The 24,222-nt window shown below is 65.0% G+C and carries 19 protein-coding genes, 2 tRNA genes and 2 pseudogenes; 13 read left to right on the forward strand and 10 right to left on the reverse strand.

Features of this window, described 5'->3' with window-relative positions; genetic code table 11:
- Nucleotides 1-101: 101 nt before the first annotated feature.
- Nucleotides 102-839, forward strand: a complete 738-nt coding sequence (locus tag IEZ13_RS42465; protein ID WP_183227724.1) for an LPXTG cell wall anchor domain-containing protein — start codon at nt 102-104, stop codon at nt 837-839.
- A gap of 181 nt (nt 840-1,020) precedes the next feature.
- Nucleotides 1,021-1,194: a hypothetical protein gene (locus IEZ13_RS42470; protein WP_183227722.1), complete on the forward strand. Its 174-nt coding sequence runs from the start codon at nt 1,021-1,023 to the stop codon at nt 1,192-1,194.
- Nucleotides 1,195-1,698: 504 nt separating this feature from the next.
- On the opposite strand, the gene IEZ13_RS42475 is transcribed toward IEZ13_RS42470, so the two are convergent.
- The gene (locus IEZ13_RS42475; RefSeq protein WP_183228008.1) at nt 1,699-1,929 is read right to left on the reverse strand and encodes a hypothetical protein; all 231 of its coding nucleotides are present in this window, start codon (nt 1,927-1,929) and stop codon (nt 1,699-1,701) included.
- A 1,574-nt stretch (nt 1,930-3,503) separates the two neighbouring features.
- Between IEZ13_RS42475 and IEZ13_RS42480 the strand changes: the two genes are divergently transcribed.
- The 4 genes from IEZ13_RS42480 (at nt 3,504) to IEZ13_RS42495 (ending at nt 11,003) form a co-directional block, all read left to right on the forward strand.
- Entirely contained in the window at nt 3,504-6,464 is a 2,961-nt protein-coding gene (locus IEZ13_RS42480; protein WP_183228007.1) for a DNRLRE domain-containing protein, read from the forward strand.
- A gap of 71 nt (nt 6,465-6,535) precedes the next feature.
- A complete protein-coding gene (locus IEZ13_RS42485; protein WP_183228006.1) occupies nt 6,536-8,275 on the forward strand; it encodes a hypothetical protein in 1,740 nt (579 codons plus the stop codon).
- Nucleotides 8,276-8,435: 160 nt separating this feature from the next.
- On the forward strand, nt 8,436-8,861 hold the full coding sequence (locus IEZ13_RS42490) for a hypothetical protein (RefSeq protein WP_183228005.1): 426 nt from the start codon (nt 8,436-8,438) through the stop codon (nt 8,859-8,861).
- A gap of 1,611 nt (nt 8,862-10,472) precedes the next feature.
- Nucleotides 10,473-11,003 (forward strand): GNAT family N-acetyltransferase, encoded by a 531-nt coding sequence (locus tag IEZ13_RS42495; RefSeq protein WP_183228004.1) that lies wholly within the window; start codon nt 10,473-10,475, stop codon nt 11,001-11,003.
- A gap of 7 nt (nt 11,004-11,010) precedes the next feature.
- On the opposite strand, the pseudogene IEZ13_RS48055 reads toward IEZ13_RS42495, so the two are convergent.
- The 6 genes and pseudogenes from IEZ13_RS48055 to IEZ13_RS42515 form a co-directional block, all read right to left on the reverse strand.
- Nucleotides 11,011-11,179: pseudogene (locus IEZ13_RS48055) on the reverse strand (helix-turn-helix domain-containing protein); the annotation flags it as partial.
- A 134-nt stretch (nt 11,180-11,313) separates the two neighbouring features.
- A pseudogene (locus tag IEZ13_RS47240) lies at nt 11,314-11,518 on the reverse strand (ISL3 family transposase); the annotation flags it as partial.
- A gap of 81 nt (nt 11,519-11,599) precedes the next feature.
- A complete protein-coding gene (locus IEZ13_RS42500; RefSeq protein ID WP_183228003.1) occupies nt 11,600-12,814 on the reverse strand; it encodes an MFS transporter in 1,215 nt (404 codons plus the stop codon).
- Nucleotides 12,814-13,542, reverse strand: coding sequence for a class I SAM-dependent methyltransferase (locus IEZ13_RS42505; protein ID WP_183228002.1), 729 nt, complete (start codon nt 13,540-13,542; stop codon nt 12,814-12,816). Before IEZ13_RS42505 ends, IEZ13_RS42500 begins: the two co-directional genes overlap by 1 nt.
- Nucleotides 13,543-13,545: 3 nt before the next feature.
- A complete protein-coding gene (locus IEZ13_RS42510; RefSeq protein WP_183228001.1) occupies nt 13,546-14,664 on the reverse strand; it encodes a nitroreductase family protein in 1,119 nt (372 codons plus the stop codon).
- On the reverse strand, nt 14,664-15,416 hold the full coding sequence (locus IEZ13_RS42515) for a SagB/ThcOx family dehydrogenase (protein WP_183228000.1): 753 nt from the start codon (nt 15,414-15,416) through the stop codon (nt 14,664-14,666). The genes IEZ13_RS42510 and IEZ13_RS42515 overlap by 1 nt, the downstream gene beginning before the upstream one ends.
- Nucleotides 15,417-15,494: 78 nt before the next feature.
- On the opposite strand from IEZ13_RS42515, the gene IEZ13_RS42520 reads away from it, so the two are divergent.
- The gene (locus IEZ13_RS42520) at nt 15,495-15,878 is read left to right on the forward strand and encodes a hypothetical protein (protein WP_203834113.1); all 384 of its coding nucleotides are present in this window, start codon (nt 15,495-15,497) and stop codon (nt 15,876-15,878) included.
- A 361-nt stretch (nt 15,879-16,239) separates the two neighbouring features.
- Here the strand turns inward: IEZ13_RS42520 and IEZ13_RS42525 are convergent, their stop codons facing one another.
- Together IEZ13_RS42525 and IEZ13_RS42530 are read right to left on the reverse strand one after the other, a co-directional pair.
- Nucleotides 16,240-16,866 carry a hypothetical protein gene (locus IEZ13_RS42525; RefSeq protein ID WP_183227999.1) on the reverse strand — a complete coding sequence of 209 codons (627 nt, stop codon included), beginning with the start codon at nt 16,864-16,866 and terminating at the stop codon, nt 16,240-16,242.
- Nucleotides 16,867-17,173: 307 nt separating this feature from the next.
- A tRNA-Gly gene (locus IEZ13_RS42530) sits at nt 17,174-17,244 on the reverse strand.
- Between the two features lie 130 nt (nt 17,245-17,374).
- On the opposite strand from IEZ13_RS42530, the gene IEZ13_RS42535 reads away from it, so the two are divergent.
- The 6 genes from IEZ13_RS42535 to IEZ13_RS42560 all read left to right on the forward strand — a co-directional run bounded on the left by IEZ13_RS42535 (nt 17,375) and on the right by IEZ13_RS42560 (nt 22,774).
- Nucleotides 17,375-17,448, forward strand: a tRNA-Pro gene (locus tag IEZ13_RS42535).
- 36 nt (nt 17,449-17,484) lie between these two features.
- Nucleotides 17,485-18,828 (forward strand): trigger factor, encoded by a 1,344-nt coding sequence (gene tig, locus IEZ13_RS42540; RefSeq protein ID WP_183227998.1) that lies wholly within the window; start codon nt 17,485-17,487, stop codon nt 18,826-18,828.
- A 205-nt stretch (nt 18,829-19,033) separates the two neighbouring features.
- Entirely contained in the window at nt 19,034-19,669 is a 636-nt protein-coding gene (locus IEZ13_RS42545; RefSeq protein ID WP_183227997.1) for a ClpP family protease, read from the forward strand.
- Nucleotides 19,670-19,680: 11 nt separating this feature from the next.
- Entirely contained in the window at nt 19,681-20,337 is a 657-nt protein-coding gene (locus IEZ13_RS42550) for an ATP-dependent Clp protease proteolytic subunit (protein WP_183227996.1), read from the forward strand.
- Nucleotides 20,338-20,554: 217 nt separating this feature from the next.
- Nucleotides 20,555-21,847: an ATP-dependent Clp protease ATP-binding subunit ClpX gene (gene clpX, locus IEZ13_RS42555; protein WP_183227995.1), complete on the forward strand. Its 1,293-nt coding sequence runs from the start codon at nt 20,555-20,557 to the stop codon at nt 21,845-21,847.
- Nucleotides 21,848-21,961: 114 nt separating this feature from the next.
- The gene (locus IEZ13_RS42560; RefSeq protein WP_183227994.1) at nt 21,962-22,774 is read left to right on the forward strand and encodes a carbon-nitrogen hydrolase family protein; all 813 of its coding nucleotides are present in this window, start codon (nt 21,962-21,964) and stop codon (nt 22,772-22,774) included.
- Nucleotides 22,775-23,399: 625 nt separating this feature from the next.
- Here the strand turns inward: IEZ13_RS42560 and IEZ13_RS42565 are convergent.
- The gene (locus tag IEZ13_RS42565; RefSeq protein WP_183227993.1) at nt 23,400-23,615 is read right to left on the reverse strand and encodes a hypothetical protein; all 216 of its coding nucleotides are present in this window, start codon (nt 23,613-23,615) and stop codon (nt 23,400-23,402) included.
- Between the last annotated feature and the right edge of the window lie 607 nt (nt 23,616-24,222).

Genomic DNA, 24,222 nt, shown 5'->3' on the forward strand with positions numbered 1-24,222 from the left:
ACGAGACCCGAGGCAAGCATCGACGAGATTCCCCGTCTCCCCGTCCGCTCATCGACGCTAGTATTTCCGAGTTTTGGCCTTCAACGGGGAGTAAGACCCACATGCGACGAAAGATCTCGGCTGGCGTCCTGATGGCGCTGGTTCTACTGATTCCCGCGGCACCAGCGGCGGCACAAGCCGAAACGCCCGGGCGCGACGCGGCCTGCCAAACGGTCGAGCGCAAGCTCTACAAGGACATCCGCGAGCTGGTCACCATCGACCTGGACACCGCCACCGATGTGGAGATCCAGGTTGTTGCCAACCAGATCCTGGATGCGGCAAAGACCGACTCGTTGCCCGTCCTGCCTCGCACGATGCACGAGCGGCTGAAGGGCACTGCGGATGACCTGCGGGCCTTCCTCAAGAAGGGCATGCAGAGCGCCTGGACGGCGGATCTGCGGATCTCGGTTGCCCGAACGTTGACCGGCGCCGGTGCCAACGTGCAGGCGGCCGCGCAGAAGGTGCTCGACAACGGGACCATCGATGTGTCCCTGGCTTACCTCAACGAGGGTCTGTACGCCGCACGTGAGCTTGACTGCGCCTCCCAGCCCTCACCGTCACCCAGTGTCACGCCGAGTGCGACGTCCAGTGTCACACCGAGCGCGACGCCCTCCGCCACGACGACCGCCACCCCCTCCGCCGACCCGAGCGCCCCCGGCGGCCAGGACGGTGAGGACGGAGGGCTGCCCGTGACAGGTTCCGACACTGGGACCGTGGCCGGCATCGGCGGCGCGCTTCTGCTCCTCGGCGGTGCCGGCTACCTGATCGGACGCCGCCGCCGCTCCCGCTTCGTGGCATAGCCAGCCTGATCGCGCCCGGTTGGATGCTCCGTCGAGCCGGGCGCGATCAGCGATGCGCGCCCGGTCGCCACCGTCGCCCGAGTACTCGCGCTCGACGAGCAGATGCCGCCCGATACGTGGCGTTGATCACTGTCGCTGCCTTCTCCGGCCTCCGCGATCCATCCGCACGCCACCAACGAGCGTGACCCGCGAGATCGCCGAAAGCACGGACAAGCGGATCACCAAGAGCCCGAAGTCCGGGAAACCGGCCAATGCCGCGGGCGGTAAGCGAGCGAGGCGCAGCAAGCCGACAGACGACCGGCCCGCCGGCGGCAAGCCGGCCAAGCGCGACCGTAACCCCGGCGCTGACGCCTAATGGCACGCAAGATCATCCGTGCGGGATGAACGACGAAGGCCCAGGTCGACGATACCGTCTTGACCTGGGCCTTCGTGGCGGAGCGGGCGACGAGAATCGAACTCGCGTAATCAGTTTGGAAGCAACAAGTCGATCATGCCAGTGCGGCCCATCCGGTCTCAGGAGATGCCCACGACCTGCTGTTTCGTCTCAGCTTCGTCCCGGTGTATCCCTGGGCCGGGTGGACCGTTCCGGTCGGTTCCCTAGCAAGATCCCTATCGTTTGCCCGGTGCCCGGTGCCCGGTGCCCGGTGCCCGGTGCCCGGTGCCCGGTGCCCGGTGCCCGGTGCCCGGTGCCCGGTGCCCGGTGCCCGGTGCCCGGTGCCCGGTGCCCGGTGCCCGCTCGTGGCTGAACGCCGCAGGCCCCGCCCATTCGAGGTCACCGCTCTTGCGAGGACGAGGGCCAGACCGCCCAAGTGCAGACGTTCTGGCCCTCGTCCCTCCACCGAGAACTTGCCTCTCGGTATCAGCTCGAAGAACTGATCAGCATGCCTGATCCGAACCAGGCATCGAGAAGCACGATTGCCAGCCCGACCATGAAGAGCACGGCGAGAGCCATCAACGCCCACCGCAGCGCCCTACTCCTGCCCGTTTTCCATGCGATCACGGCCGCGATGCCAAAGGCTAGCGCAGCGCCGAGAAAACCCCCGGCCCACAACGACAGAATTCCCGCTGAGAACGCGAAGTAGGGAAACACCCATCGCATGGTCCGCGCCTCGACTGCTGTCCCCTTTGCAGGAACCCGACCAGGCATTAGATGACCCTTCTCATCGTTGCGCGACCGCATACGAGGCTCAATTCTACCAGCCGCCCATGGTTGCCCTAGTGGATCCGTCGCGGTAGCTCTTCAGCCGCATCCAAGGATTCGATTCGATGAAGCAGGCGATATCCGCCCTGACGGGGCAGAGCTCACGCCGCTTCTTCCACCGGTTGGGATTCGTGGCGACTGCCATGACTGACCTCTCCGCTGCTGGCGTCCCGGACCGCCGCAGAACCTGATGGTCAATCGGCACAAGGTAGAGCGAGCGCTTACTGGAGAGAAGCTGGAGGCATGGGCACCACCCTTGAACTGCTTGCGGCACTGATCTTCCGGGGATCTCGGGCCTCGCAGCGGGCGACCGCCTCCGGACCGCCACTCAAGAAGTTAGCCGATGTCGGCGCAGCTTCAACCAGTTCGACAGCCGGGCCAAGGCGACTCATCCATTCGGGACGCCGAGGCAGTTGATGAGCGGGCTCGGTCGGCATCGAACCTGACGGCCAGGATCGATCGACGCGAACAGAAAGAGCTGAGTCACGAACCAGTCGTAACCGAGCCGGATGGGTCGGCGGGCACATCTTGTCGCCAGCGCCGCGGCGGTAGTGAGCAACTGGTTGATGCCGATGCACCCGCCATACCTCGGCGGGTATTGACGGTTCGGGTTGCACCGCGAAGCCCTCGCAGCGTGGTGGGCGCAACCAAGCCTGCTTGCTCTCGGAGAGAACGTATTCTCATGCCGATGAGTGCGTGCGTTCGGGCTAGCATCGACACATGGAATCAGACCCGTTGGAGTCATAGCCGCCCTGCCGGACCACGCTGACATTCGTTCGCGGGTCGCCCGCGGTCGAGCAGTTCTGCTCGGTATGCCGGTATAGGAGCGGTATTCCGGCCCTGCGGTATTCGCCAATCTTGGCGGGCCGAGACCCCCATGACCAGCAAACGCCGCAGCCAACGGCTCGGTCGTGCCCGAGATTCATCTCTCACGCCGTCGAGTGATCGCTATCTATAGGAAGCCCGCAGAATGGTCTCCAAGCGACCCGACGCATAGATCAATCTAAACGGTCTGTGGCCGCCCTCTGAGGTCGAGGACCCCCACGCAACGACCCTGGCCAGCAGGAATGCTGGTCGGGGCTCTTGTCGTTGGTCGGGTCGGGCGGTATCCAGGCGCATCGAGATCGGTCCACATTCACATACACGATTGATGTCTCCCCTGCGTCACGTTCAGGTTGTGGTCAGCTGAAAGGATCTTGACCGTCGGTATCCGGCTATGTGACTGTGCCCGCGTCCTTGCGCATCCGTTGTAGCTGCGCTGTCTTCATGAAGTTAGCGGGGAAGTCGTGGTGTTTGATCATCATGGCCATGCTGTGTCCCACTGGCACCCAAATGCCGAAATAGGGCGAATTCGGGCCCGGCGTTCGTCGGGCCGGCTGCGCCGGTGGACGGCCTTGTTCGCCAATGTGGCGGTATTCACCGCCTGTGTGCTGGTGGCACCCGGGAACGCGGCTGCCGAGGTTGTGCCAAAGACTCCGGCCGCAGCTCCGGAGACGTACGAACGGCCGGATGAGGAGTCGGCGCGTCTGGCGGCGGCGAAGACCGGTAAGGACATTCTGGTCACGGACGAGACGTCGCCGACGGCGCTGACGTATACGCAGCCGGACGGGTCGCTGCGGTCGGAGATCGCCTCGGTGCCGGTGCGGGTCGAGCAGTCCGACGGGTCATGGGCCGACGTGAACTACGACCTGCACCGGGTCGCCGGCGGCTGGGCGCCGAAGGTGTCTCCGGCGGACGTGGTGTTCTCCGCCGGTGGCGACGGTCCGGCGGTGTTGCTGGACAACGGGACCCGTGGGTTCGAAATGTCGTGGGCGACCGCGCTGCCGGAACCGGTGATTGACGGGAACAAAGCGACGTACCAGCTGACGTCCACCCAGGCGTTGGAACTCGTGGCGACCTCGGACGGGTTCGAGCAGTCGTTGAAGCTGAGCGCGCCTCCGGTCACGGCGCCGAAGCAGCGGCTGGGCTTCGACCTGGACGGGCTGACGATGGTGGCCAACGAGACCGGTGGCTACGACTTCGTTAAGACTGACGCCGACGGCAACGCGACCGCGACGGTGGTGTATACCATGCCGCGGCCGCGGATGTACTCGTCGCTGGTGGTCGATGAGGAACATGTCCAGTCGCAGACGGTTCCGGTGTCGCTGGCAACGGACCAAGACGGCTCGCAGTATCTGGACCTGAGCGCGGGCATGCCGTTCCTCACGAACCCGGAGACGGTCTACCCGGTGTGGATCGACCCAGTCGTGTCGTCGACGTCGCGTTACGGCGACACCTACGTGTCCGAAGCGAACAACGACTCGCACGTCTCGGACAGCGACCTGCGGGTCGGTCTGTCGTCAGTCGGGAACAAGCGGCGGTCGTTGATCCGGTTCAACACGTTGAGCAGTGTGCCGTCGGGGAAATACGTATCCAGCGCGACGCTGAACCTGTACAACAACGCGTCCCCCACGTGTTCGGCACGGTCGGTTTACGCGTACCCGATCACCGAGGCCTACACGATGACGTCGGCGACCTGGAGCAACCAGCCGTCGTACACGACCTCCTCGTCGTACAGCGCCTCGGCGTCGTTCTCCCACGGCAACGAGGACCTGGGCTGTCCGAACGCAACCGGTGCGATCAACGTGACGAAGATGGTGCAGGCGTGGGTGTCGGGCACGTTGACCGACTACGGGATGCTGGTCAAGGCCGGCAGTGAGTCGGACACCAGCTACGCGAAGTCGTTCTGCGCGATGAACCTCGACACCACCGAGGCGACCTCGTGCACCACCTCCAGCCGCTACCCGACGCTGAGCGTGGTGTACACCTCGTACTCGACCGCCACGGTGACCAACCGTGCCGTCGAGTCGCAGACGCTCTGCACCACCGGCTCGGCCCGGCCGACGGTCACCACCACGACCCCGGGTCTGTTCGCCGCGGTCACAGACACGGTGAACCCTGAGGCGATCATCTCGGAGTTCGAGTGGTGGGCGGTCGGTGGCAGCGCGAAGCTCGGCAGCCGGCAGTCCCAGCCCGTCGGGTCGGAGGGCGTCACGGCGGTCAGCGTGCCGGCGGATGTCCTGAGCTACGGCCAGAACTACAAGTGGCGGGTTCGCACCAACAGTGGCACCGGCTGGAGTTCGTTCGGCGCCTTCTGTGAGTTCCACGTCGACTACGAAGCTCCGGTCATCGACCAGCAGAGCACCGTTCCCGCGTCCACCTGTGTAACCGGGACCGATCGGCCGGTGCTGAACACGACCACGCCGACGTTGACGGCGACCGCCGCCGACGCCGACTCGACCACCACCGACATCACCTTCGACGTGTGGGCGGTCGGTGGCACCGCCGCCCTGAAATCGTGGACGGACAGTGCCATCACCGTCGGTGATCAGACGAGCGGGATCGTCCCGACCGGTGTGCTCGTCAACGGCGGTTCATATCAGTGGCGGGTTCGGGGCCTGGACAACACCGGGCGGTACTCCGACTGGACCACGTGGTGCGAGTTCACGGTCGACACCTCGGCGCCCACGGTGACCTCGGCGGACTATCCGGCCGGTAGGTTCTCTGGTGGTCCCGGTGTGGCCGGTGCGTTCACCTTCACCCCCGCAACCGGTGCAGACGTGTCGTCCTTCGTGTACGGACTGGATGTAAACCCTCCGGCCACCGCTGTCGCGGCGTCCGGTGAGATCTCGATCCCGATCACCCCCTCGACATCGGATTCCCACGTTTTGTACGTACGGGCTGTCAACGCCAGCGGTGTCGCCTCCGGCGTGGTGCAGTATCCCTTCTCCGTGGGTACCGGTGAGTCCGGCGATCCCAGCGATGAAACGGCTACCAAGCCGGAGGCCCCGGCCGACTACTCCATGGGCGAGAACACCGAGGACACCACGGGGGACGGGGACGTCTCGGCCTCCGCGGTGAAGAGGGTCGGCTCGATCTGTGCCTCCAAGTCGCGGACCATTCAGCCGCCCAACGGCACGACGGGCAGGATCTGGTCCACGGCAAATGCCAAGATGACCACGTACTACAACAAGGTGCGCGGCAACATCTACCAGGTCGACTTCATCGACACCATCGGGTATGTGCATTGGACCGGGACCAAGCCGTACAACGCGACCGAAGTGACCAACACGGTCACCTGGAGCGTCGACTACTGGGCCGGGTCGATCACCGTGGGCGCGAAGCCAGAAGGCTCCTTCAACAGGGGTTCAGGCACGGTGAACTGGACACGGACGATAAGCAAAGACGACTCGATTACGCTCAGCGACGATCTCACCCGGTTCCAGGTCTCCGGAACTTTCGGTGACATCACCCAGGTGAACCTGGTCGTGAAGGGCGCGTTCTCGTTCGGCAACTACACCTACACCACCTCCTCGTACGCCTCCAGCAACATCAACTGGAACTGGACCAAGGCCCAGCCGTACCTCTCCAAGAAGTGTAGCTAGCTGGCAATCCCGGTGCGCGCCACGGCGGCAACGCCGTCGTGGCGCGCACGGCATGCAAGGGTGTGGAATCTGTGTCTTTCTCTTCTCGCCGTCTCGGCGGCACTGTGGTCGCCATCCTCTGTGTGGCCGCCGCCATGGGTACGAGCGGTTGTTCCGGCGGCAACGATGCACCGAAAGCAAAACCGTCGTCCAGTCCCGTCCCGAGTTTCGACCTTGCGGCGATCGAGGCGGAGGCCGACGACCTCTGGGTTTCCGACGGCACCATCGGCTTCTTCCTCGAGCGCGCCGACTCCGCCGCTATCCCGTTCTCGCTCGAGGAGACATACTGGAATGTCCGGCTCCGGGAGTTCGACCCGGACCGTGGCGAGCGGCTGCAAGCCCAGCTGGTCGAGCCCTGGCTGACCCAGGAGATCACCGGCTCGCACACCGAAGGCCTGCCTCGCGCCGTGCAGGTCGACTACGCGGTGCAGGTCGCCACGGCCTTGGGCGTCGCCGTGGACAGGTCCGTGGTCGTCTCTGCCCTGGAACCGTTGCGTGCCGACGGGTTGTACAAGTCGTCCTCGGACGATGCGCAGGGCGATTGGGGCAGCACCGTGCACGCGGTGTCGGCGCTGCACCGGGTCGGCGCGCCCGTTGACGCATCGGTGCTGGAGCGGGTCCGTTCGGCTCTCGGAACACCGTCGGCCGGCTCGACGGCCGGCCAGGCTGCCACCAATTTCGCGCCCCAGATGCTCTTGGCCGCTTTGCTTAAGGATCAACTGCCGACCGTGCCGACCGACCTTCAGGCGGCGTACGACACGGCCGTGTCACTTGTCGACGGTGCTGGCGCGGATCCGGTATCCGTGGCGACGAGTTCGTTCCTGAATGCTGCCGCAAAGGAACTGAATCTGCGGGTGCACACGACCCGGCCGAAGATGTGCGGGATCCTCGATGCGGACCGGCTCGTGCGCTTGCCCGGCGCCGATGCGCCCGACGTGCAGCTCACGGTCTACGCCGCGACGCTCGGCTGCGATGTCCGGATCCCGGCGGAAACCCCGTACTCCGGGGCTGGCTGGCCCAAGCTGAACGGCCAGGCGCTGACCGAGGCGATGCAGAACTTCATCACACCTACCGCCGCGGTCCTGCGACTCAAGCACCAGAACGGTTCTGAACTGTCCGCGCCGGTTCGTGCCGCCCTGGTGCAGGCGCTGCGCGCAGTCTGGGCCCCGGCAATCGGAACCGAGCCGGTCGTGACCCTGGCTCAGACGGCGAGACTCGCACGCCTTGCGGAGATCGCCGAATACCTTGGCCAGCCGCTGCCCTCGGCTGTCTCGTCGGACGATTCTCCCGAGAGCGGCCCAGCGGTACTCATGCGAATGTTCGCGCTCGCCCAGCAGAAGCAACCCGGCGCCGCGGATGTGAAAGCAGCACGACGACTGGTCGATCAGGCCATCCGATTCGAGCGGCAGGCACCGATGGAAGTGGCCGCAAGCATGGAAATGGCATCCCGCCTCCTCCGCGACAAGGAGCTGCACGCAGACGCGATCCGGATCATCGCGGCCGAGCGGCAGGCGATCGGCGTGTACTCGTTGCAGCCGGGGGCCGGGGCCGGAGCCTCCCTTGAAGCGTCGATCCTGGGAGCGTGGATATCGGGAGACGGCAGCGTTCCGATGCAGGCGTGGATTCGGGTAGGACTCTGCACCGCGGATTTCATCTGCCGGGAAAGCCGGAACGACGAGTTCGGCGACACGAGCCTCACGTTCCATGGCGCGTCATTGGTGGCGGCGTGCAGGCAGCCGCACTGCGGCGAGGACGTGCCGCCATTCTTCTAGAAGATGTAGCGCCTACTGATACTCATCGCCGTTGGATCGGAGCTTCATGATGGCCAACCAGTCTCGATACGCTCGCACGCTTCTGACCGTGGCCGCCGCGTCCGCGGTCCTCCTTGGGGCCGTCAGCTGCAGCAGCCCAACTGATGAGGACCAAATCCCGGTGTCCAGTTGGAAAGACCCCGAGGGCTACACAATTCAGTCCACCGTCGACGTCGGCGACGGTGGGGCCATCCGGCTCTGGGTGCGCGACCAGGACACCGACCTCTGCTTCGTCCAGGAGGAGGTCGACGCCGACGGCCGCCACCAGTCCGGGGCCTCGGGCTCCTGTTGGAACGCGGCCGACACCGATTGGCGATGGGCGCGGGGAATGGGGACGTTCGTCTTCGCTCCGCCCGGGAAAGAGGGCGCGTCGTTGATACTGACCGCACCCGGCGGCACCCGGATTGGACCGGTCCCGGTCCGGAACGGACTCGTCATGATCAAGGACGACTGGCCCCACGAGGCCGTGAACCTGGAACTTCAGGCCGTCGATGCGAGCGGTGCAGGTCTGCGACCCGCCGAGACCCTGCATTTCGAGGCCGTCTAGTTCCAACGCCGTTCCGCTAGGCGGTGCGGGCCGGTGTCAAGGGTGTGTTGACTGGGTGTCCACCGCGACCGCGGTCGGGCCTTCGCGCCAGCCAGCCCTACCGCTCCCCAAAACCGCTTCTCGATCTACACCGCCTTCCCGTAGATGCGATCCAGACACGCACGATGCTCGCCGATACTCCATGCGAGTGCGACCCGCAGGTCGGCGCAGGTCTGGCAGAACTCGGCTTCACATGAAGCATGCGCCACAGCGACACCATCGATCAGCCCTGCAAGAGCGGCTCGACCAAGGGCGTCGAGGCGAGAGTCAGCGGAACGCTCAGCTTCCGCCCAGACTAGAACGGAGTCGCCCACCTTTACATAACCAGTGACCACCGCATCAACGCGGACCGGTCGGACGGGGTATTGCTCGTGATCTCGGCGGATGAGGAGTCGGGTGTACGCGCCATGCTGCGACGGTATCGATAGCGATGACCGTCGGGAACCTCCTCCAAGATCACGATTCACGTGAGTTGGCCGGCGTACCACAGCGGCCTCTACCGCGCGGCTGTGGTCAGTGCAGCGCTGGCTGTGTCTCTGGGGTGGCGGAGCGAGTTGCTGGTCGCCGTGCCGGTGTCGTCAGATTTCCGCTCTGACGACACGCCGGCGCGGCGGAGACGCTGGTGTGTCGCGGTCGATGAATCTCTGGTCTGAACAGGTGTGACGTTGGTGACGGTGCTCGGCCGAGTTGCCGACTCCAACCGAGGCCGCTTCAGCGGGAGAGGCGCGGTTCCCACCAAGATCCCTAGCAAAAGATCTTGTTACATCGCTCTTTGTTGATTTGGAAAGTTCTCTGAGCAGCGCAAACTTGAGCGGGCGACGAGAATCGAACTCGCGTAATCAGTTTGGAAGCAACAAGTCGATCATCCCGCAACGGTCCACCCGATCCCAGAAGGTGCCCGTGACCTGCTGTTTCGTTTCAGCTTCGTCCCGGTGTATCCCTGGGCTGGGTGGGCCGTTCCGGTCGGTTCCCTAGCAAGATCCCTATCGTTTGCCCGTTGCCCGTTGCCCGTTGCCCGTTGCCCGTTGCCCGTTGCCCGTTGCCCGTTGCCCGTTGCCCGTTGCCCGGTGCCCAGTGCGGCGGTCGTACGCAGATTCGAGGGGCAAGGCGTAGCTGGATATATAGATGACCGGGTTGCCGAGGCGGCTGGTAGTGATGTGGCTGACGATGGCGGGGCCGAGCGTCATCGGCATGATCACGTCAGTGGGAAGACGGACGGGGCCCGAGTGCAGGTCGGTGAGGGTGATAGCGGTGAGTCCTTCAGGCGCCATGAGGACGTGTTGCCTGGCGTCGGCAAGGCGGCGGGCGACGATATCCGTAGGTATTCCGCGTCGGCGACGACCAGGAACGGTGTGTTGTTCGGGCAGTGCTGTGTGGGTGGGCGTGACGAGTGCTTAGCGGTGGGGCATCGTTTGGTGCTGGTTCCGGGCAGCGGGGCCGAAGCAAGGAGAGGGTGGTGTCATGTCCGGGTTCGCGGTAGAGGGTGACTCAGACTCCATAGCCGGTGACGATGCCGTATCTGGAGCCTCGTCCACCCGACCCGGGCCAGAGGCGACCGGGCATCATGCTCCTATGAGGATCCGCGAAGCAACTGTTGTCGATGCAGACATGCTCGGCGATGTTCACGTACGAACCTGGCAAGAGGCATATCGGGGAAAAATCTCTGCTCAGTACCTGGCCCAGATAGACCTCGCCCAGCGACGGCAAGGATGGCGACGAATCCTGCAAAACCCTGGACTAGCGGCGACTCTCGTGGCCGAACACGAATGCCAGGGCGTCGTAGGGTTTATCCGCGTCTCGTCGAGCCGTGACTCCGACGCTGACACGCGCCGAGTGGGTGAGGTCTATGGCCTCTACCTTCTGCCAGCGTTTTGGGGCCGAGGTGTCGGGCGCATGCTTATGGAAGCCGGGCTGCGCAGGCTGGCGCAGGCTGGCTATATGGAAAACACTCTTTGGGTGCTGGCGACGAACGATCGGGCACGACGTTTCTACGAAGCCAGCGGCTGGCGGCCGGACGGCGCGACGAAGACGGATGACTCGCATGGTGTTCCATTGATCGAGGTTCGCTATCGGCGCACGGCCAGCATCCAACCGTCGGTTTAGGTAGATGCACGCTCCGTATTGCCGCGTCCAAATTCTCGGCTGTGGCGCTGAGCAGGCTATCGCACCCTGGACATCGCGCCAGGCGGTGCCGCTGCCGATCGCGAAGCCGGCGGCGACACGCCTGGGGAGTCGCCGTTGCGCAGGTGGGCAAGGGCAAGTAGTGCCTGACGGCCCGGGATCGGCTACCTCCACTGCGCTGCTGACCCGTCGCGGTCTGCGCGGTCCTGGCCCGCGTCACCCCGTTCACGGCGATCGACGACTGGTTCTACGACCTGGACGAGTCGGACCGGTAACGGCTCGGGCTCAGCCGGGGCGTACCCGCGATGGGCAGATCTCGCGGGCGGGTGAGTACCCAGCCCTTGACTCGAGAAGCCCGGATTCCGCATTGTGGGCAGCATAATTCCTGCTCAATGCTGGTGGACAGGTAGACGACGGGGGAACCGTCCGGGTGCAGCTCGACCCGATCGGCGACCAGACCGTCCAGGCCCAGCATCCGGGGTCGTATCGTTGACCATGCTCTTTACTTGCGACAATCCGATCTAGACTCCCAGATGATCGCCGGTGGGCTGCGAGCCTTCGTCTCCGGGCCGGATCGATCAGCGCACCCCGCTCAACCTCGAAGAACCCCGATGACCGGGTGGACCGACGTTCTTCCGCATTCTCAGGGTGGCTACCAGGCAGAAGAGGATGATGATGCTTGCGGTGGTGATCGCCGAGGCGGGGTGTGAGAAGAAGAGTGCCGAAGCCAATGCCGGGCTGAGGGCGAAGCCGACAGACGTCGCGATACTGAAAACGCCGATAATCCTTCCGCGGTCGGAGTCGTCTCCGACGCTGTACTGCGCGTCCCACATGGCGTAGGTAACTCCGATAAGAGCGATCTCGGCCAGGGTCAGCCCGACGGCAATCAAGATCAGCGAAATTATCGCTGGTGCGTCGCGAAAACTGACGATTGCCATCGCGATAGCTGCCAGACCCTCAACAATGAGGGCAACCAGCAGGGTCGCCCCGAGGTGCTGCCGAACGAGACTTTCGCGCCCTTTCAACACCCGCTGTCCGGCCAGAGCGACCGCGAAGCCGACGACCGCACCTATGGCGACGATGGCGGGTGGTATTCCCTCTTTGCCCGCAGCGAGTACGGCGACCGCGCTGTCCGGCGCCGAGCCGAAGCCGACGATAAGTGCGAAGACGGATGCAGTCAGGAGAATGCCGAGCGACGGCGGCCGGAACGACACTCGGTTCCACTGGGTATTTTTGCGTTCCGGCAGCATAAGGGTTAGCGCCATTGCGGCCAGGAAGGAAGCGCAATTGACAGCAGGAATGGCAAGAAGGGCACCGTGTTCGTCGAGCAACGCGGCTGCCGCTGAAACCCCGCCTCCGAGGATGGTGACCGCCACCACCCATACTTTGACCTTCGCCTTAAACTGGAGCAACTGTTCCTTGTCGAGATAAGCCGGGGGGAGTGCTCCGCGAACCGGTGACGTGACTCGCGTGAGTGCCGCGCCCAAGCCGCAGAGCACCAGGACCAGCGTCACGGAATCGACGAACAACAGCCCGAAGTACGTGAAGAACTGCGCACACTGCACGGCGAGGAGTACCCGCTTGGGGCCGAGTGAGTCCACCATCGCTGAAGCAAAGAATGATACGCCGATGCCTGCAAATGTGCCGATCGTGAGCCAATGCAGCACCTGGGTGGGCGTCGCACCTAGTGAACCGATTACGAAGAAGCCGATGCCGGCTAGGAAGGTAGCAGTGCCGAATGCGTCGACGACGACGTTCGAGCCGATCAGTAGGGAGGGGGATATCCGCTTCATCAGCTGAGGCCTCCCAGGAAAGCAACCTCCCGGAAGAATAGGTCAACTCTTCCGTCCGCATCACCGTTCTGGTCGACGAACTTCTCGATACGGGCACGCATCGCCGCATCCTTCTGTGGCCGGTTGTCCGCCCAGTAGGAAGACGAACGCACGAACGCCGCAAGTGAGGATTCGTCATATCGGTGCAGTGTTCGAATTGTCTTTACGCGGGGTCTTTCCGGAAAGAACGTCCACGCCATCGTCTGCGCATCGTTTACATCGGGTCCCACCTGCGCCCCAACGAGCGAGCGAAGCAGCCAGAACCAGCGATGGGTAACGTCGTCCTTCGGTTCGAGCCAACTCCAAGCGATCACGATCCGGCATGGTGCATCAGCTACGCGGATCACCTCGCGAGCGAATCTCGGTTTGTCGAACCATTCGAACGCCGAGGCGCTGACGACGAGATCAACCGGTCCCTGGACTTCGCCGAAATCCTCGGCGGATCCTGCGGCGAAACTGACGGCGGGGTCGTCGTTGACCTGACGAGCGACGGCGAGCATCTCGGGTGATCGGTCGATGCCGACGATCTGGTTGGCAAAAGCGCGCGCCCATCGGGTCGATCGGCCTGTGCCGCAGCCGACGTCGAGCGCGCGCCCGGCTAGCTCCCCTCCGTGTTGGTGCAGTACCCAGTCTGCCAACAAGGGGCTGTAGGCCGGGCGCGCTTGGTCGTAGTCGAAGCTGGCCAGCAAGTGTCAGTCCGATTCCGCGTCAGCTCGCCCGAAAGCAGCTAGATAGATGGGGGACAGCTGTCCTTCGCTGTAGCCGATTAGGTCGCTGACTGCCTCGTCGTCCAGTGCCGGTGTCTGCCAGGCATGTAGTCCCAGGCCGGCCGCCACAGTCAATGCGGTCTGCATGAACACGCCACATTCGGTGTAGACCCAACGGTAGGCCCGCGGGAACCGGTACTTCCACATGTGGTGGTCCCAGTTTACGGCCAGAATGAGAGCCATGGCGGCACCATCGGCGAAGTGCTGGCCCCACAGCAGGTCGGACCATTTCTCCGGTACTGCGCTGGGCCTCGGGGCCAAAATGTTACTGGCCGGGTCGTACTGGTAGATGGTGTGCGGCTCGCAACCGTCTGGAGCCTCGGCGCCGAACGCTACGAAGCCGACGAACGGCTCGCCCCTGCTGTAGCTCTGGGACACGCGTAGCGGCACTCCACCATCGCTCCACGGGGCTCTCAGCGTCCATTGAAGCACAGTAGCGACGTCCGGCAGCGTGATCGACGTCCCCTGTAGGCGGTAGGAGGTCCGCCGTGTGCGCTGTGCGTCACGGAACGGACGGTTGAGGCTGAGCGCGTCGGGCAGGCGGAGACTCGACCTACCGGGCGCCGGCACACAGGGGAACGGGCCAGGTGGTGGCGTCGTCGGCTGGACGTTCTCACCGTCGGCTGTGGTCATCACCTTGGGGTTATGGGTGTAGTCGTGCACCCATCGGCTGTTGCGCTCAGCCCAATGCAACTGGAGTGCATCCGCCCATTCGACCTCGAGCCACTGCTCCTCCCCAGGGGTAATCGAATCCGCCGGGTCGGCTAGCAGACCGTCCTCGATCAGCGTTGCGACTATGGCCGATGACTCATCCGGGCTTACGTGGAGCTCGGAGGTCAGGCGGTTGGTCCACTCATCGCGATCAGCCGCCGGATCGCACGTCATGAAGAAGACGGCCAGTTCCTGCGGAAAAGTGTAGTAGCACCTGGCATTCCCCTCGCCCCATGAAACCTCCCAGAGGTCGGAGTCGTCGGCGGGTGAGCGGACTAGAAAATTCTTAGCGAGAGCCAGTTGGCCGGTGTTGCTCTGGACGTCGACGGTCATCAGAGTCGCCCCTCCAAGCCGAGCCCGAGAACGTACATCGGCCCTTCCCTTCCGTCATCATCAAGATCTAAAATTTCTAGCCAGTTGTCGTCATGGATGGACGGGCAGTGGTAGGCGTCCACACCGCGGGCTCGCATCGAGAAGTTGATGGCCTGGTACATGTGGCCCAGTTCGAGAAGAAGCATGCGGTACGACCGTGCGTAGCGGTATTTCCAGCTATGGCGAAGCCATCGGCAGGTGATCGCGAGGCTGATCTTCGAGCTGACGATGCCGCCCTTGCCGAAGCAGGAAGCGTCGATGTGTTCCGGCGTGAATGTCGAATCACGGGGGTGCAGTTCATGGGTAACCGGATCGAACCAGTAAGCCCCCAGCGGGAGGCCGTCGATTCCTTTAGAGATGACGTACACCTCGAACGGATGGCGGGCTCCGCCAGAGGGGTAGCTGCGTTGTTGATAGGCGCCGAGAGACCCCTCGATAACGCGCTGCGGCGCGACGGCGTCAACAAGCCCGGCCAGAACGGCCTCAAAGGTCGGCGGAGGGCCGACGAACTTGTTGATAGGTCGAGCGGAGTTGAGGACCTTCTCCAGCGTCGGCGCTTCACCCAACTGCTGAATGCCGACTGAGATGGCTCGGCCTGTCGATTTGGGCGAGTAGTGTTCCGGCTGCTCACCGACCGGCCCAGGATTCTCCAGCATGTCCTTGAAGAGTTCGCGATAGGCGACGCCGCCGTCGTCATCGGGTAGAAAGGCCATACCGCGATACGCCAGATGGAAGTCTGCAGCATCGCGCCATCCGTGCTCAGACCAGTGTGCGATTAGATCCGAATGAGTATGAAGCCGGCCGCCGAGCAGCCGTGGACCGAGCAGCTGTGGATCTACGACCTGCGGACCAACCAGCACTTCACGCTCAAGCAGAACCCGCTGCGCCGCCACCACCTAGACGACTTCGTCGCCAGCTACGCACCGGGCAAGCCACGCTCGGAGCGCGTCGAGACCAATCAGTTCAAGCCGTTCACGTACGAGGAACTGCTCAGCCGCGACAAGGTCAACCTCGACATCACCTGGCTGCGCGACGAGTCGCTTGAGGACATGGATAACCTTCCCGCGCCGGAGGTCATCGCCCGCGAGATCGTGGAGGATCTGACAGCGGCCCTGGCCGAGTTCGAAGCTGTTGCCGCCGCGCTGGGAGCTGAAAGCGTTCCCGGGCTGTCCTGATCTCGCCGGCCCGCGCGGACCCAGGCTGATGCCCCGACCTCTGGTCGGGGCATCAGCCTGTCAAGGCGGGGAACTGTACACCGGATCTCGACCACCCAGACGTCCACCGACAAGCTCACGGCCACGAGTCGATCATGCGATCAAGCACATAAGCGGCGGACCAGCTCCGGGGCGAAACGCGAGATAGCGGGCGCCACGGCCCTCACTCAGCTGCCGCTGATAAGGCGTATCGGGTGTGGGTCGCGCGAGGTGCCGGCAGCAGCCATCGCTCGGGAGAACCTGGGAGAACCTCACGACAGGGGACCACCGCCCGGCACCTTGACAGGGTAGGTCTCGGTCATTCAGCCGATGTCAGGCCCCGTTATGCGTCATGAAGGTTGTCCGTTTCGAGGACTCTGGAACCCATGGCGCGGTGTGTGGCGTTCTGGTAGGCGTTGGCCCGCCAGACAGCGACCTCGATAGTGCGGTAGCCGTACCAGCCGTGGTTGCCGACGTGCACGTCCAGGTCATCCCTCGCCGCGAGTGCGCCGAGCGTGATCAGGTGATCGTTGTTGATCGAGTAAGGCTGGGCGAGCAGCAGTGCGGGTCGGCCGTCGAAGGTCCAGCGGGTGACATGATCGGCCCACCGGCCGAGGCCGCCGCGGCAGCCACCCGAAGGACACCGTTCGCCGTCAAGCCAATGCAGCCCCGAACAGGAAGTCTTGGCCAGTTTCAGCCCGTACCTTTGCGCCCAGCCGACGAGTCGTTGGCGGGATCCGACGTCGATATCTGCGCCATAGGGCCACTTCTGCCGGCCGAGGATCGGTTTTGCCTGCCGGTCGAGTGTCGCGACGAGTTCCCGGTTGTCCGCCGTGGTGTGGTGGCTACAGGCTCGGTGCCGGTCTGGGTAGATGAGGCCTCGTTCGCAACACGCTCGCATTGGCGCGGGCCGGTCGGACGGGGTATTGCCCGCGATCTCGGCGGATGAGGAGTCAGGTGTACGCGCCATGCTGCGACGGTATCGATAACGATGACCGTCGGGAACCTCCTCCAGGATCACGTCCGGCGTGAGTTAGCCAGCGCGCCTAGCGGCCTCTACCGCGCGGCTGTGGTCAGTGCAGCGCTGGCTGCGTCTCCGGGGTGACGGAGCGAGTTGCTGGTTGCCGTGCCTGTGTCCTCAGATTTCCGGCAGGAGTACACGCGGCGGCGGGGAAGGCCCTGGTCAGGCGGTTGACTTCCCTAACATTCCCTAGCAAGTGACATAGATCACTCAATGGCGTGCAGGCGTGAAGTGAGCCTGAGCAGGGAGTACTTCGAGCGGGCGACGAGAATCGAACTCGCGTAATCAGTTTGGAAGACTGAGGCTCTACCATTGAGCTACGCCCGCGTGATCCCCGATCAGCTCGGGGCTCGTGCACAGCTTACTGAATCATCTCCCGTCCGCGCGAACCGGATTCCCCAGCAGGTGACTCCAGCGCACACGCAGGCAAGCGGACCGCATACACTGGCCGTCGCCACGGGGTGTGGCGCAGCTTGGTAGCGCACTCGCTTTGGGAGCGAGGGGCCGTGGGTTCAAATCCCGCCACCCCGACTGACACCAACATCCGCAGCAACAAGGAGTACGCCTGTGAAGAGCACCGTCGAGACTCTGAGCCCGACTCGGGTGAAGCTCGCCATCGAGGTGCCGTTCGAGGAGCTCAAGCCGAGCCTGCAGAAGGCGTACCGGGAGATCGGCGCGCAGGTCCAGGTGCCGGGCTTCCGCAAGGGCAAGGTTCCGGCCGCCGTCATCGACCAGCGGGTCGGGCGGGGCGCGGTGCTCAACGAGGCCGTCCAGGAGGCGATCCCACAGCAGATCCTCGCCGCGGTTCAGGAGCACGACGTCAAGACCCTGGGCCGCCCCGAGGTGGAGATCACCGAGTTCGCCGACAACGCGCCGCTGAAGTTCACGGCCGAGGTCGACGTCCGCCCGGAGATCACCGTGCCGGACCTCGCCGCGATCACCGTGACGGTTCCGGCCGTCGAGATCGGTGACAACGAGATCGACGAGCAGGTCAACGGTCTGCGCGAGCGCTTCGCCACCCTGAAGACGGTGGAGCGCGCGGCTGCGGAGGGTGACTACGTCCAGCTCGACCTGAACGCGACGGTCGACGGCGAGGACGTCCCCGGCGGTTCGGCCACCAACATCTCCCACGAGGTCGGCAGCAAGCAGCTGCTCCCGGGCCTCGACGAGGTGCTCGTCGGCCTTTCCGCCGGCGAGGAGGCCACCTTCACGACCCAGCTCGTGGGCGGCGACTTCGCCGGCCGTGACGCCGAGGTGAAGGTCGTCGTGAAGACCGTCAAGGACAAGCAGCTCCCCGAGGTCGACGACGAGTTCGCCCAGCTGGCGAGCGAGTTCGACACTCTCGACGAGCTCCGCGAGGACCTGCGCACCCGCCTCACCCGGGCCAAGAAGGTCGAGCAGATCTACGCGGCCCGCGACGAGGCGCTCAAGCAGCTCGTCGAGGCCGCCGAGATCCCGGCCCCCGAGGGTGTCGTGAAGGACGAGGTCGAGGGCCGCAAGCAGGCCATGACCGACCAGCTCGAGCGGATCGGCGCGACTCTGGCCGACTACCTCGCCTCGGAGGACAAGACCGAGGAGCAGATCGACCAGGAGCTGACCGAGGCGGCCCAGGAGGGCGTCCGGATCCAGCTGCTGCTCGACACCGTCGCCGACGCCGAGGACGTCCAGGTCACCGACGACGAGTTCGGTCACGAGATCGTGCACCGGGCGCAGCGCGCCCAGATGCAGCCCCAGCAGTACTACGACCAGCTGGTGCGTTCGGGCGCCGCGGCCTCCGTCTTCGGGGACGTGCGCCGGGGCAAGGCGCTCGCGTCGGTCATGGAGCAGGTCACGATGAAGGACTCCGAGGGCAACACGCTCTCGCTGGACGACCTGCGCACCGAGGACGACCACGCGGGTCACAACCACTGATCTGAGTGCCTGGCCGGCCACCGCGCATCCCTTCCGGGTGCGCGGTGGCCGTTGTCTTTTCCGGGGGTACGGCCACGCGATGCGCTGTCAGCGAACACCTGCCCGAGCGGGAAGCTGATGCGCATCCGACCAGTTAGGTTGGTCGTACGACGGACAACCTGCCGGCCGGATCCTCGGCCGACACAGCAAGCTGTGAAGGGCTGCCATGACCTATCTCCACATCCCCACCGGGCCCGTGTCGCGGCGCGGTGGCGAAACCCTGAGTGGCAACCTCGACGACTCGGTCTTCAATCGGCTGCTGCGGGAGCGGATCATCTTCCTCGGCAGTGAGGTGACCGATGCGAGCGCCAACCGCATCTGCGCTCAGCTGCTGCTGCTCTCCGCCGAGGACCCGGAGGCCGACATCCACCTGTGGATCAACTCCCCGGGCGGCTCTGTCTACTCGGGTATGGCCATCTACGACACGATGCAGTTCATCGACAACGACGTGCAGACTGTCGCGATGGGCATGGCCGCCTCGATGGGGCAGTTCCTGCTCTGCTCCGGGACGCCGGGCAAGCGCTTCGCCCTGCCGCATGCCCGGATCATGATGCACCAGCCGTCCGGTGGCATGGGCGGCACCGCGGCCGACATCGCCATCCAGGCCGAGCAGATGCTCTACACCAAGCGGATGTTCCAGGAGCGGATCGCGTTTCACACCGGTCAGACCCAGGAGCAGATCGCGGCCGACTTCGACCGGGACCGCTGGTTCACGGCCGAGGAGGCCAAGGACTATGGCTTCATCGACAAGGTGATCACCGGGGCCACGCAGGTTCCCGACGGTGCCGGAACGCTGAACTGAGGAGCTGACCCATGACCGACCTTTCCATGCCTCCCGGGTTCGCTCCGGTGCACAACCGCTACGTGCTGCCCTCGTTCTCCGAGCGCACCTCGTGGGGCATCAAGGAGTCCAACCCCTACAACAAGATGTTCGAGGACCGGATCATCTTCCTCGGCGTGCAGGTGGACGACGCGTCGGCCAACGACGTGATGGCCCAGCTGCTGACGCTGGAGAGCACCGACCCGGACCGCGACATCCTGATGTACATCAACTCGCCCGGCGGCTCGTTCACTGCGATGACCGCCATCTACGACACCATGCAGTACGTGCGCCCCGACATCAGCACGGTCTGCCTGGGCCAGGCGGCCAGCGCCGCGGCGGTCCTGCTCGCCGGCGGCACCCCGGGCAAGCGGATGGCGCTCCCGCACTCGCGGATCATCATCCACCAGCCGGCCACCGAGGGAGGCTACGGCCAGGGTTCGGACATCGAGATCCAGGCCCGCGAGATCATGCGCATGCGTACCCAGCTGGAGGAGCTGATCTCGCACCACTCCTCCAAGCCGATCGAGCAGGTCCGCAAGGACATCGACCGGGACAAGATCATGACGGCCGACGAGGCCAAGGAGTACGGCCTGGTCGACGTCGTCCTGGCGACTCGTAAGAAGAGCCTGCAGACGGCCGGGGTCTGACCCAGGGTCCGCGGTGTCAGGGGGCCGGTCGGTGAGCGCTAGACTGGCCGACCCCTGACACGCCCGTTTTGGGGGGTCGGAGAACAGCCCCTTTGCGGGTAACGTCGAGTCTGCAGCCTCAGTTACGCGGGTCGGCGGACGATAGATGGCAACGAGGCATTCCGTCCTCGCACAAGGTCCGGTCGACGGCCGGCCAATGAACGCAGGGAGAACGTAGGTGGCACGGATCGGCGACGGTGGCGACCTACTCAAGTGCTCCTTCTGTGGGAAGTCGCAGAAGCAGGTCAAGAAGCTCATCGCGGGCCCTGGGGTCTACATCTGCGACGAGTGCATCGATCTCTGCAACGAGATCATCGAAGAGGAGCTGGCCGAGACCGGCGAGGTGAAGTGGGAAGAGCTTCCCAAGCCGATGGAGATCTGCCAATTCCTGGACAACTACGTCGTTGGCCAGGAGCAGGCTAAGCGGGCGCTCTCCGTTGCGGTCTACAACCACTACAAGCGGATCCAGGCCGAGTCGAACGGCGCTCCCGGAGCGGGCAGCGACGTCGAGGTGGCCAAGTCCAACATCATGCTCATCGGCCCCACCGGTTGCGGTAAGACGCACCTGGCGCAGACCCTGGCCCGGATGCTCAACGTGCCGTTCGCGATCGCGGACGCCACGGCGCTCACCGAGGCCGGCTACGTCGGCGAGGACGTCGAGAACATCCTGCTCAAGCTCATCCAGGCCGCGGACTACGACGTCAAGCGCGCTGAGCAGGGCATCATCTACATCGACGAGGTCGACAAGATCGCTCGCAAGAGCGAGAACCCGTCGATCACCCGCGACGTCTCCGGTGAGGGCGTGCAGCAGGCTCTGCTGAAGATCCTCGAAGGCACGGTGGCGAACGTCCCGCCCCAGGGCGGCCGTAAGCACCCGCACCAGGAGTTCATCCAGATCGACACGACGAACGTGCTGTTCATCGTGGGCGGCGCCTTCGCCGGTCTGGACCGGATCATCGAGCAGCGGGTCGGGCAGAGCGGCGTCGGCTTCGGCGCCCGCCTCCGGTCGATCTCCGAGCGGAACACCGACGACATCTTCAGCAAGGTGATGCCGGAGGACATGCTCAAGTTCGGCCTGATCCCCGAGTTCATCGGCCGTCTCCCGGTCATCACGACCGTCCGCAACCTCGACCGTGACGCTCTTATCAAGATCCTCACCGAGCCGCGGAATGCCTACGTGAAGCAGTACCAGCGTCTCTTCGAGCTCGACGGCGTCGAGCTGGAGTTCGACGAGGGCGCGCTGGAGGCCATCGCCGACCAGGCCATGCTGCGGGGCACCGGCGCCCGTGGTCTCCGGGCGATCATGGAGGAGGTCCTCCAGAACGTGATGTTCGAGGTGCCCAGCAACCCTGACGCCGCCCGGGTCCTGATCACCCGCGAGGTCGTCGTGGAGAACGTGATTCCCACGATCGTCCCGCGCGAGTTCGGCGGCCGTCGTCGCCGTCCCGAGCGCGAGGAGAAGTCGGCCTGACCGGCTGATCCTCAGTTCGTCCCACTCGCCGCCGCCCAGCCCGGGCGGCGGCGACTGCGCTTCAGCGGCCGCGGATGGTCACGAAGCGGCGCGGGTCGCCGTACCCTTCGATTTATGCGCGCCGCCGTCTGCCAGCTGAACTCCCGCGAAGACCGTGACCACAACCTGGCCGTCGCTCGTGATCTTCTCGAGCGCGCCGCCGCCGGCGGCGCAAAGCTCGCGGTCCTGCCGGAGTATGTCGACTTCCTCGGCCACTCCGCCGACGCCCCGAGACCGGAGCCGGTCGATGGCGCGTTCGCCGCCTTCTTCGCGAACGCCGCCCGGGAGTTCGGCCTCTGGGTGCACGCCGGCTCGTTCCACGAAAAGGGCCCGGACGCCGGCCGCACCTTCAACACGTCGCTGCTCTTCGCCCCGGACGGCACCCTCGCCGCCACCTATCGCAAGATCCATCTGTACGACGTGGAGATCGCCGGCCGCATCTCCTACCAGGAGTCCCGCACGGTGGCGCCCGGCACCGACCCGGTCGTCGCCGACGTCGACGGCGTACCCACCGGCCTGACCACCTGCTACGACCTCCGCTTCCCGGAGCTGTACCGGGCCCTCGCCATCGCCGGCGCCCGGATCCTGGTCGTGCCCGCCGCCTTCATGCTGCACACCGGCCGGGACCACTGGGAGGTGCTGCTGCGCGCCCGCGCCATCGAGAACCAGTGCTTCGTGCTGGCGGCCGGCCAGATCGGCGACCACGAGCCGCGCCGCACCTGCTTCGGCCGCAGCATGATCATCGACCCGTGGGGGACCGTCCTGGCCCAGGCCCCGGACACCGTCGGCGTGACCTTCGCGGACCTCGACCTCGATCGTCTGGAAACCATCCGCACCGAGTTGCCCAGCCTCGCCAACCGGCGGATGGAGACCTTCCCGCTCCGCTGACCCGCCCGGCCGCCTCGTCACGGGACACAGAGAGACCACTCACGGCGAGGCTTGGTCGAGCACTACCCGAGCGGTCCCGGCCGGATCAGCCGAGCCGCGCCTCGCACGTGACGCGAGCCAGCCGAGGATTTCGCCGCCGCCGCGGCACTGGTCGGCGTCATCGGATCTCACTGCAAACCCCACGATCCGGTACGCGGGCGACGCGTTGACCAGGTTCGGTGTGGGGCACATGTCGATCGCGGTCCCGAGAGGTGCCGGTGTGTTGGGTGTGGTTGCGCGCGGGGCGGCGTGTTGGCCGGGGCTGCGAGTCTCAATGCAAACCCCACGATCCGGTACGCGGGGCGACGCGTTGACCAGGTTCGGCATGGGCACATGTCGATCGCGGCCCTGAGAGGTGCCGGTGTGTTGGGTGTGGTTGCGCGCGGGGCGGCGTGTTGGCCGCGGCTCTATGAGGAGCGGATGTGTTGAGTGCGGCTCCGCGCGGGGCGGCGTGTTGGCCGGGGCCTGCGAGGGGCGGGTAGCTGACCGCGGTTCTATGTGGCGGCGGATCGGGCCGGCGAGGAGGGGGTGCGGGAGCCAGGTAGGAAGGCCACCGACAGTGTCCGGCGGTGAGCTGTATCCGGCGTCACAAACTTTCCATGAGATAGCTGAGCGCGGTCAGAGCGACCACCGCGGCGCCTGCGAGGAGTAGCGCCCCGCCCATCCGGGTGGGGCCGCGCATCAACAGCTTCCGGGCCGATAGCACGACCGTGACCAGCACAAGCAGGCCGATCGCCCACTGCCAGACTGGGACGAGCAGGCCCAGGACCGCGTCGGCCGCCAGTGTCGGGGGAGTGGCCATGAAGCCACTCTGTCATGGGATGGCTGCGTCGTGTGCAGCCTCGCCGCTTCCGCAGGCATGAGCGTCGATTTGCGGTCACCCGCATGGGTCGCGTAACTTTCTCTCTGCAAGCGGGAAAGCGGTACGGACAGCCACGAAAGTGACAATCCGGAAGGTGCCCCGGGAGCGGTCGAGAGCGAGATATGCTCGAACTCGACATCCGGGTGGTGCGGGCAAGGATCCAAGAAATTGGATTTGCGATCGCGAGGCCGGCCGGGTAGAGTGGCAAAGCCGGTAGAGAGCCGGGCGGACTGATCACTAAGGTGATCGTCGGCCGGTCTACCAGAGCCACTTCTCCGCATCACGGAGAAACACTTGGGCGTTGTCGACAGGGTCCCTGATTCTGTCTGGCGAAAACGACCGGGTACTGTCGAGCAGTTGCCTTGAAGGACGGGTCTTAACGGGTCCCGACTTCGATGTGCGGTTGTTCTTTGAGAACTCAACAGGGTGCTTGATAAGCCAGTGCCAATTATGGCAATACCCCGGCTCATCGTTTAGGCGATGGGTGGGAGATTCCTTTGGCAACTTTATGTTGCCGGGACGATTGTTCAACAGATTTTGTTGGAGA

The sequence above is a fragment of the Actinoplanes campanulatus genome (assembly GCF_014647795.1).
Lineage (GTDB): Bacteria > Actinomycetota > Actinomycetes > Mycobacteriales > Micromonosporaceae > Actinoplanes > Actinoplanes campanulatus.

Excerpts from the sequence above, each read along its gene's own strand:
- IEZ13_RS42545 (WP_183227997.1), top strand. The coding sequence starts at position 19,034 with ATGACCTATCTCCACATCCCCACCGGGCCCGTGTCGCGGCGCGGTGGC.
- IEZ13_RS42495 (WP_183228004.1), top strand. The coding sequence starts at position 10,473 with ATGAGGATCCGCGAAGCAACTGTTGTCGATGCAGACATGCTCGGCGAT.
- IEZ13_RS42550 (WP_183227996.1), top strand. The coding sequence starts at position 19,681 with ATGACCGACCTTTCCATGCCTCCCGGGTTCGCTCCGGTGCACAACCGC.
- IEZ13_RS42515 (WP_183228000.1), bottom strand. The coding sequence starts at position 15,416 with ATGGCCTTTCTACCCGATGACGACGGCGGCGTCGCCTATCGCGAACTC.
- IEZ13_RS42465 (WP_183227724.1), top strand. The coding sequence starts at position 102 with ATGCGACGAAAGATCTCGGCTGGCGTCCTGATGGCGCTGGTTCTACTG.
- IEZ13_RS42565 (WP_183227993.1), bottom strand. The coding sequence starts at position 23,615 with ATGGCCACTCCCCCGACACTGGCGGCCGACGCGGTCCTGGGCCTGCTC.
- IEZ13_RS42510 (WP_183228001.1), bottom strand. The coding sequence starts at position 14,664 with ATGACCGTCGACGTCCAGAGCAACACCGGCCAACTGGCTCTCGCTAAG.
- IEZ13_RS42520 (WP_203834113.1), top strand. The coding sequence starts at position 15,495 with ATGAAGCCGGCCGCCGAGCAGCCGTGGACCGAGCAGCTGTGGATCTAC.
- IEZ13_RS42500 (WP_183228003.1), bottom strand. The coding sequence starts at position 12,814 with ATGAAGCGGATATCCCCCTCCCTACTGATCGGCTCGAACGTCGTCGTC.
- IEZ13_RS42560 (WP_183227994.1), top strand. The coding sequence starts at position 21,962 with ATGCGCGCCGCCGTCTGCCAGCTGAACTCCCGCGAAGACCGTGACCAC.
- IEZ13_RS42525 (WP_183227999.1), bottom strand. The coding sequence starts at position 16,866 with ATGGCGCGTACACCTGACTCCTCATCCGCCGAGATCGCGGGCAATACC.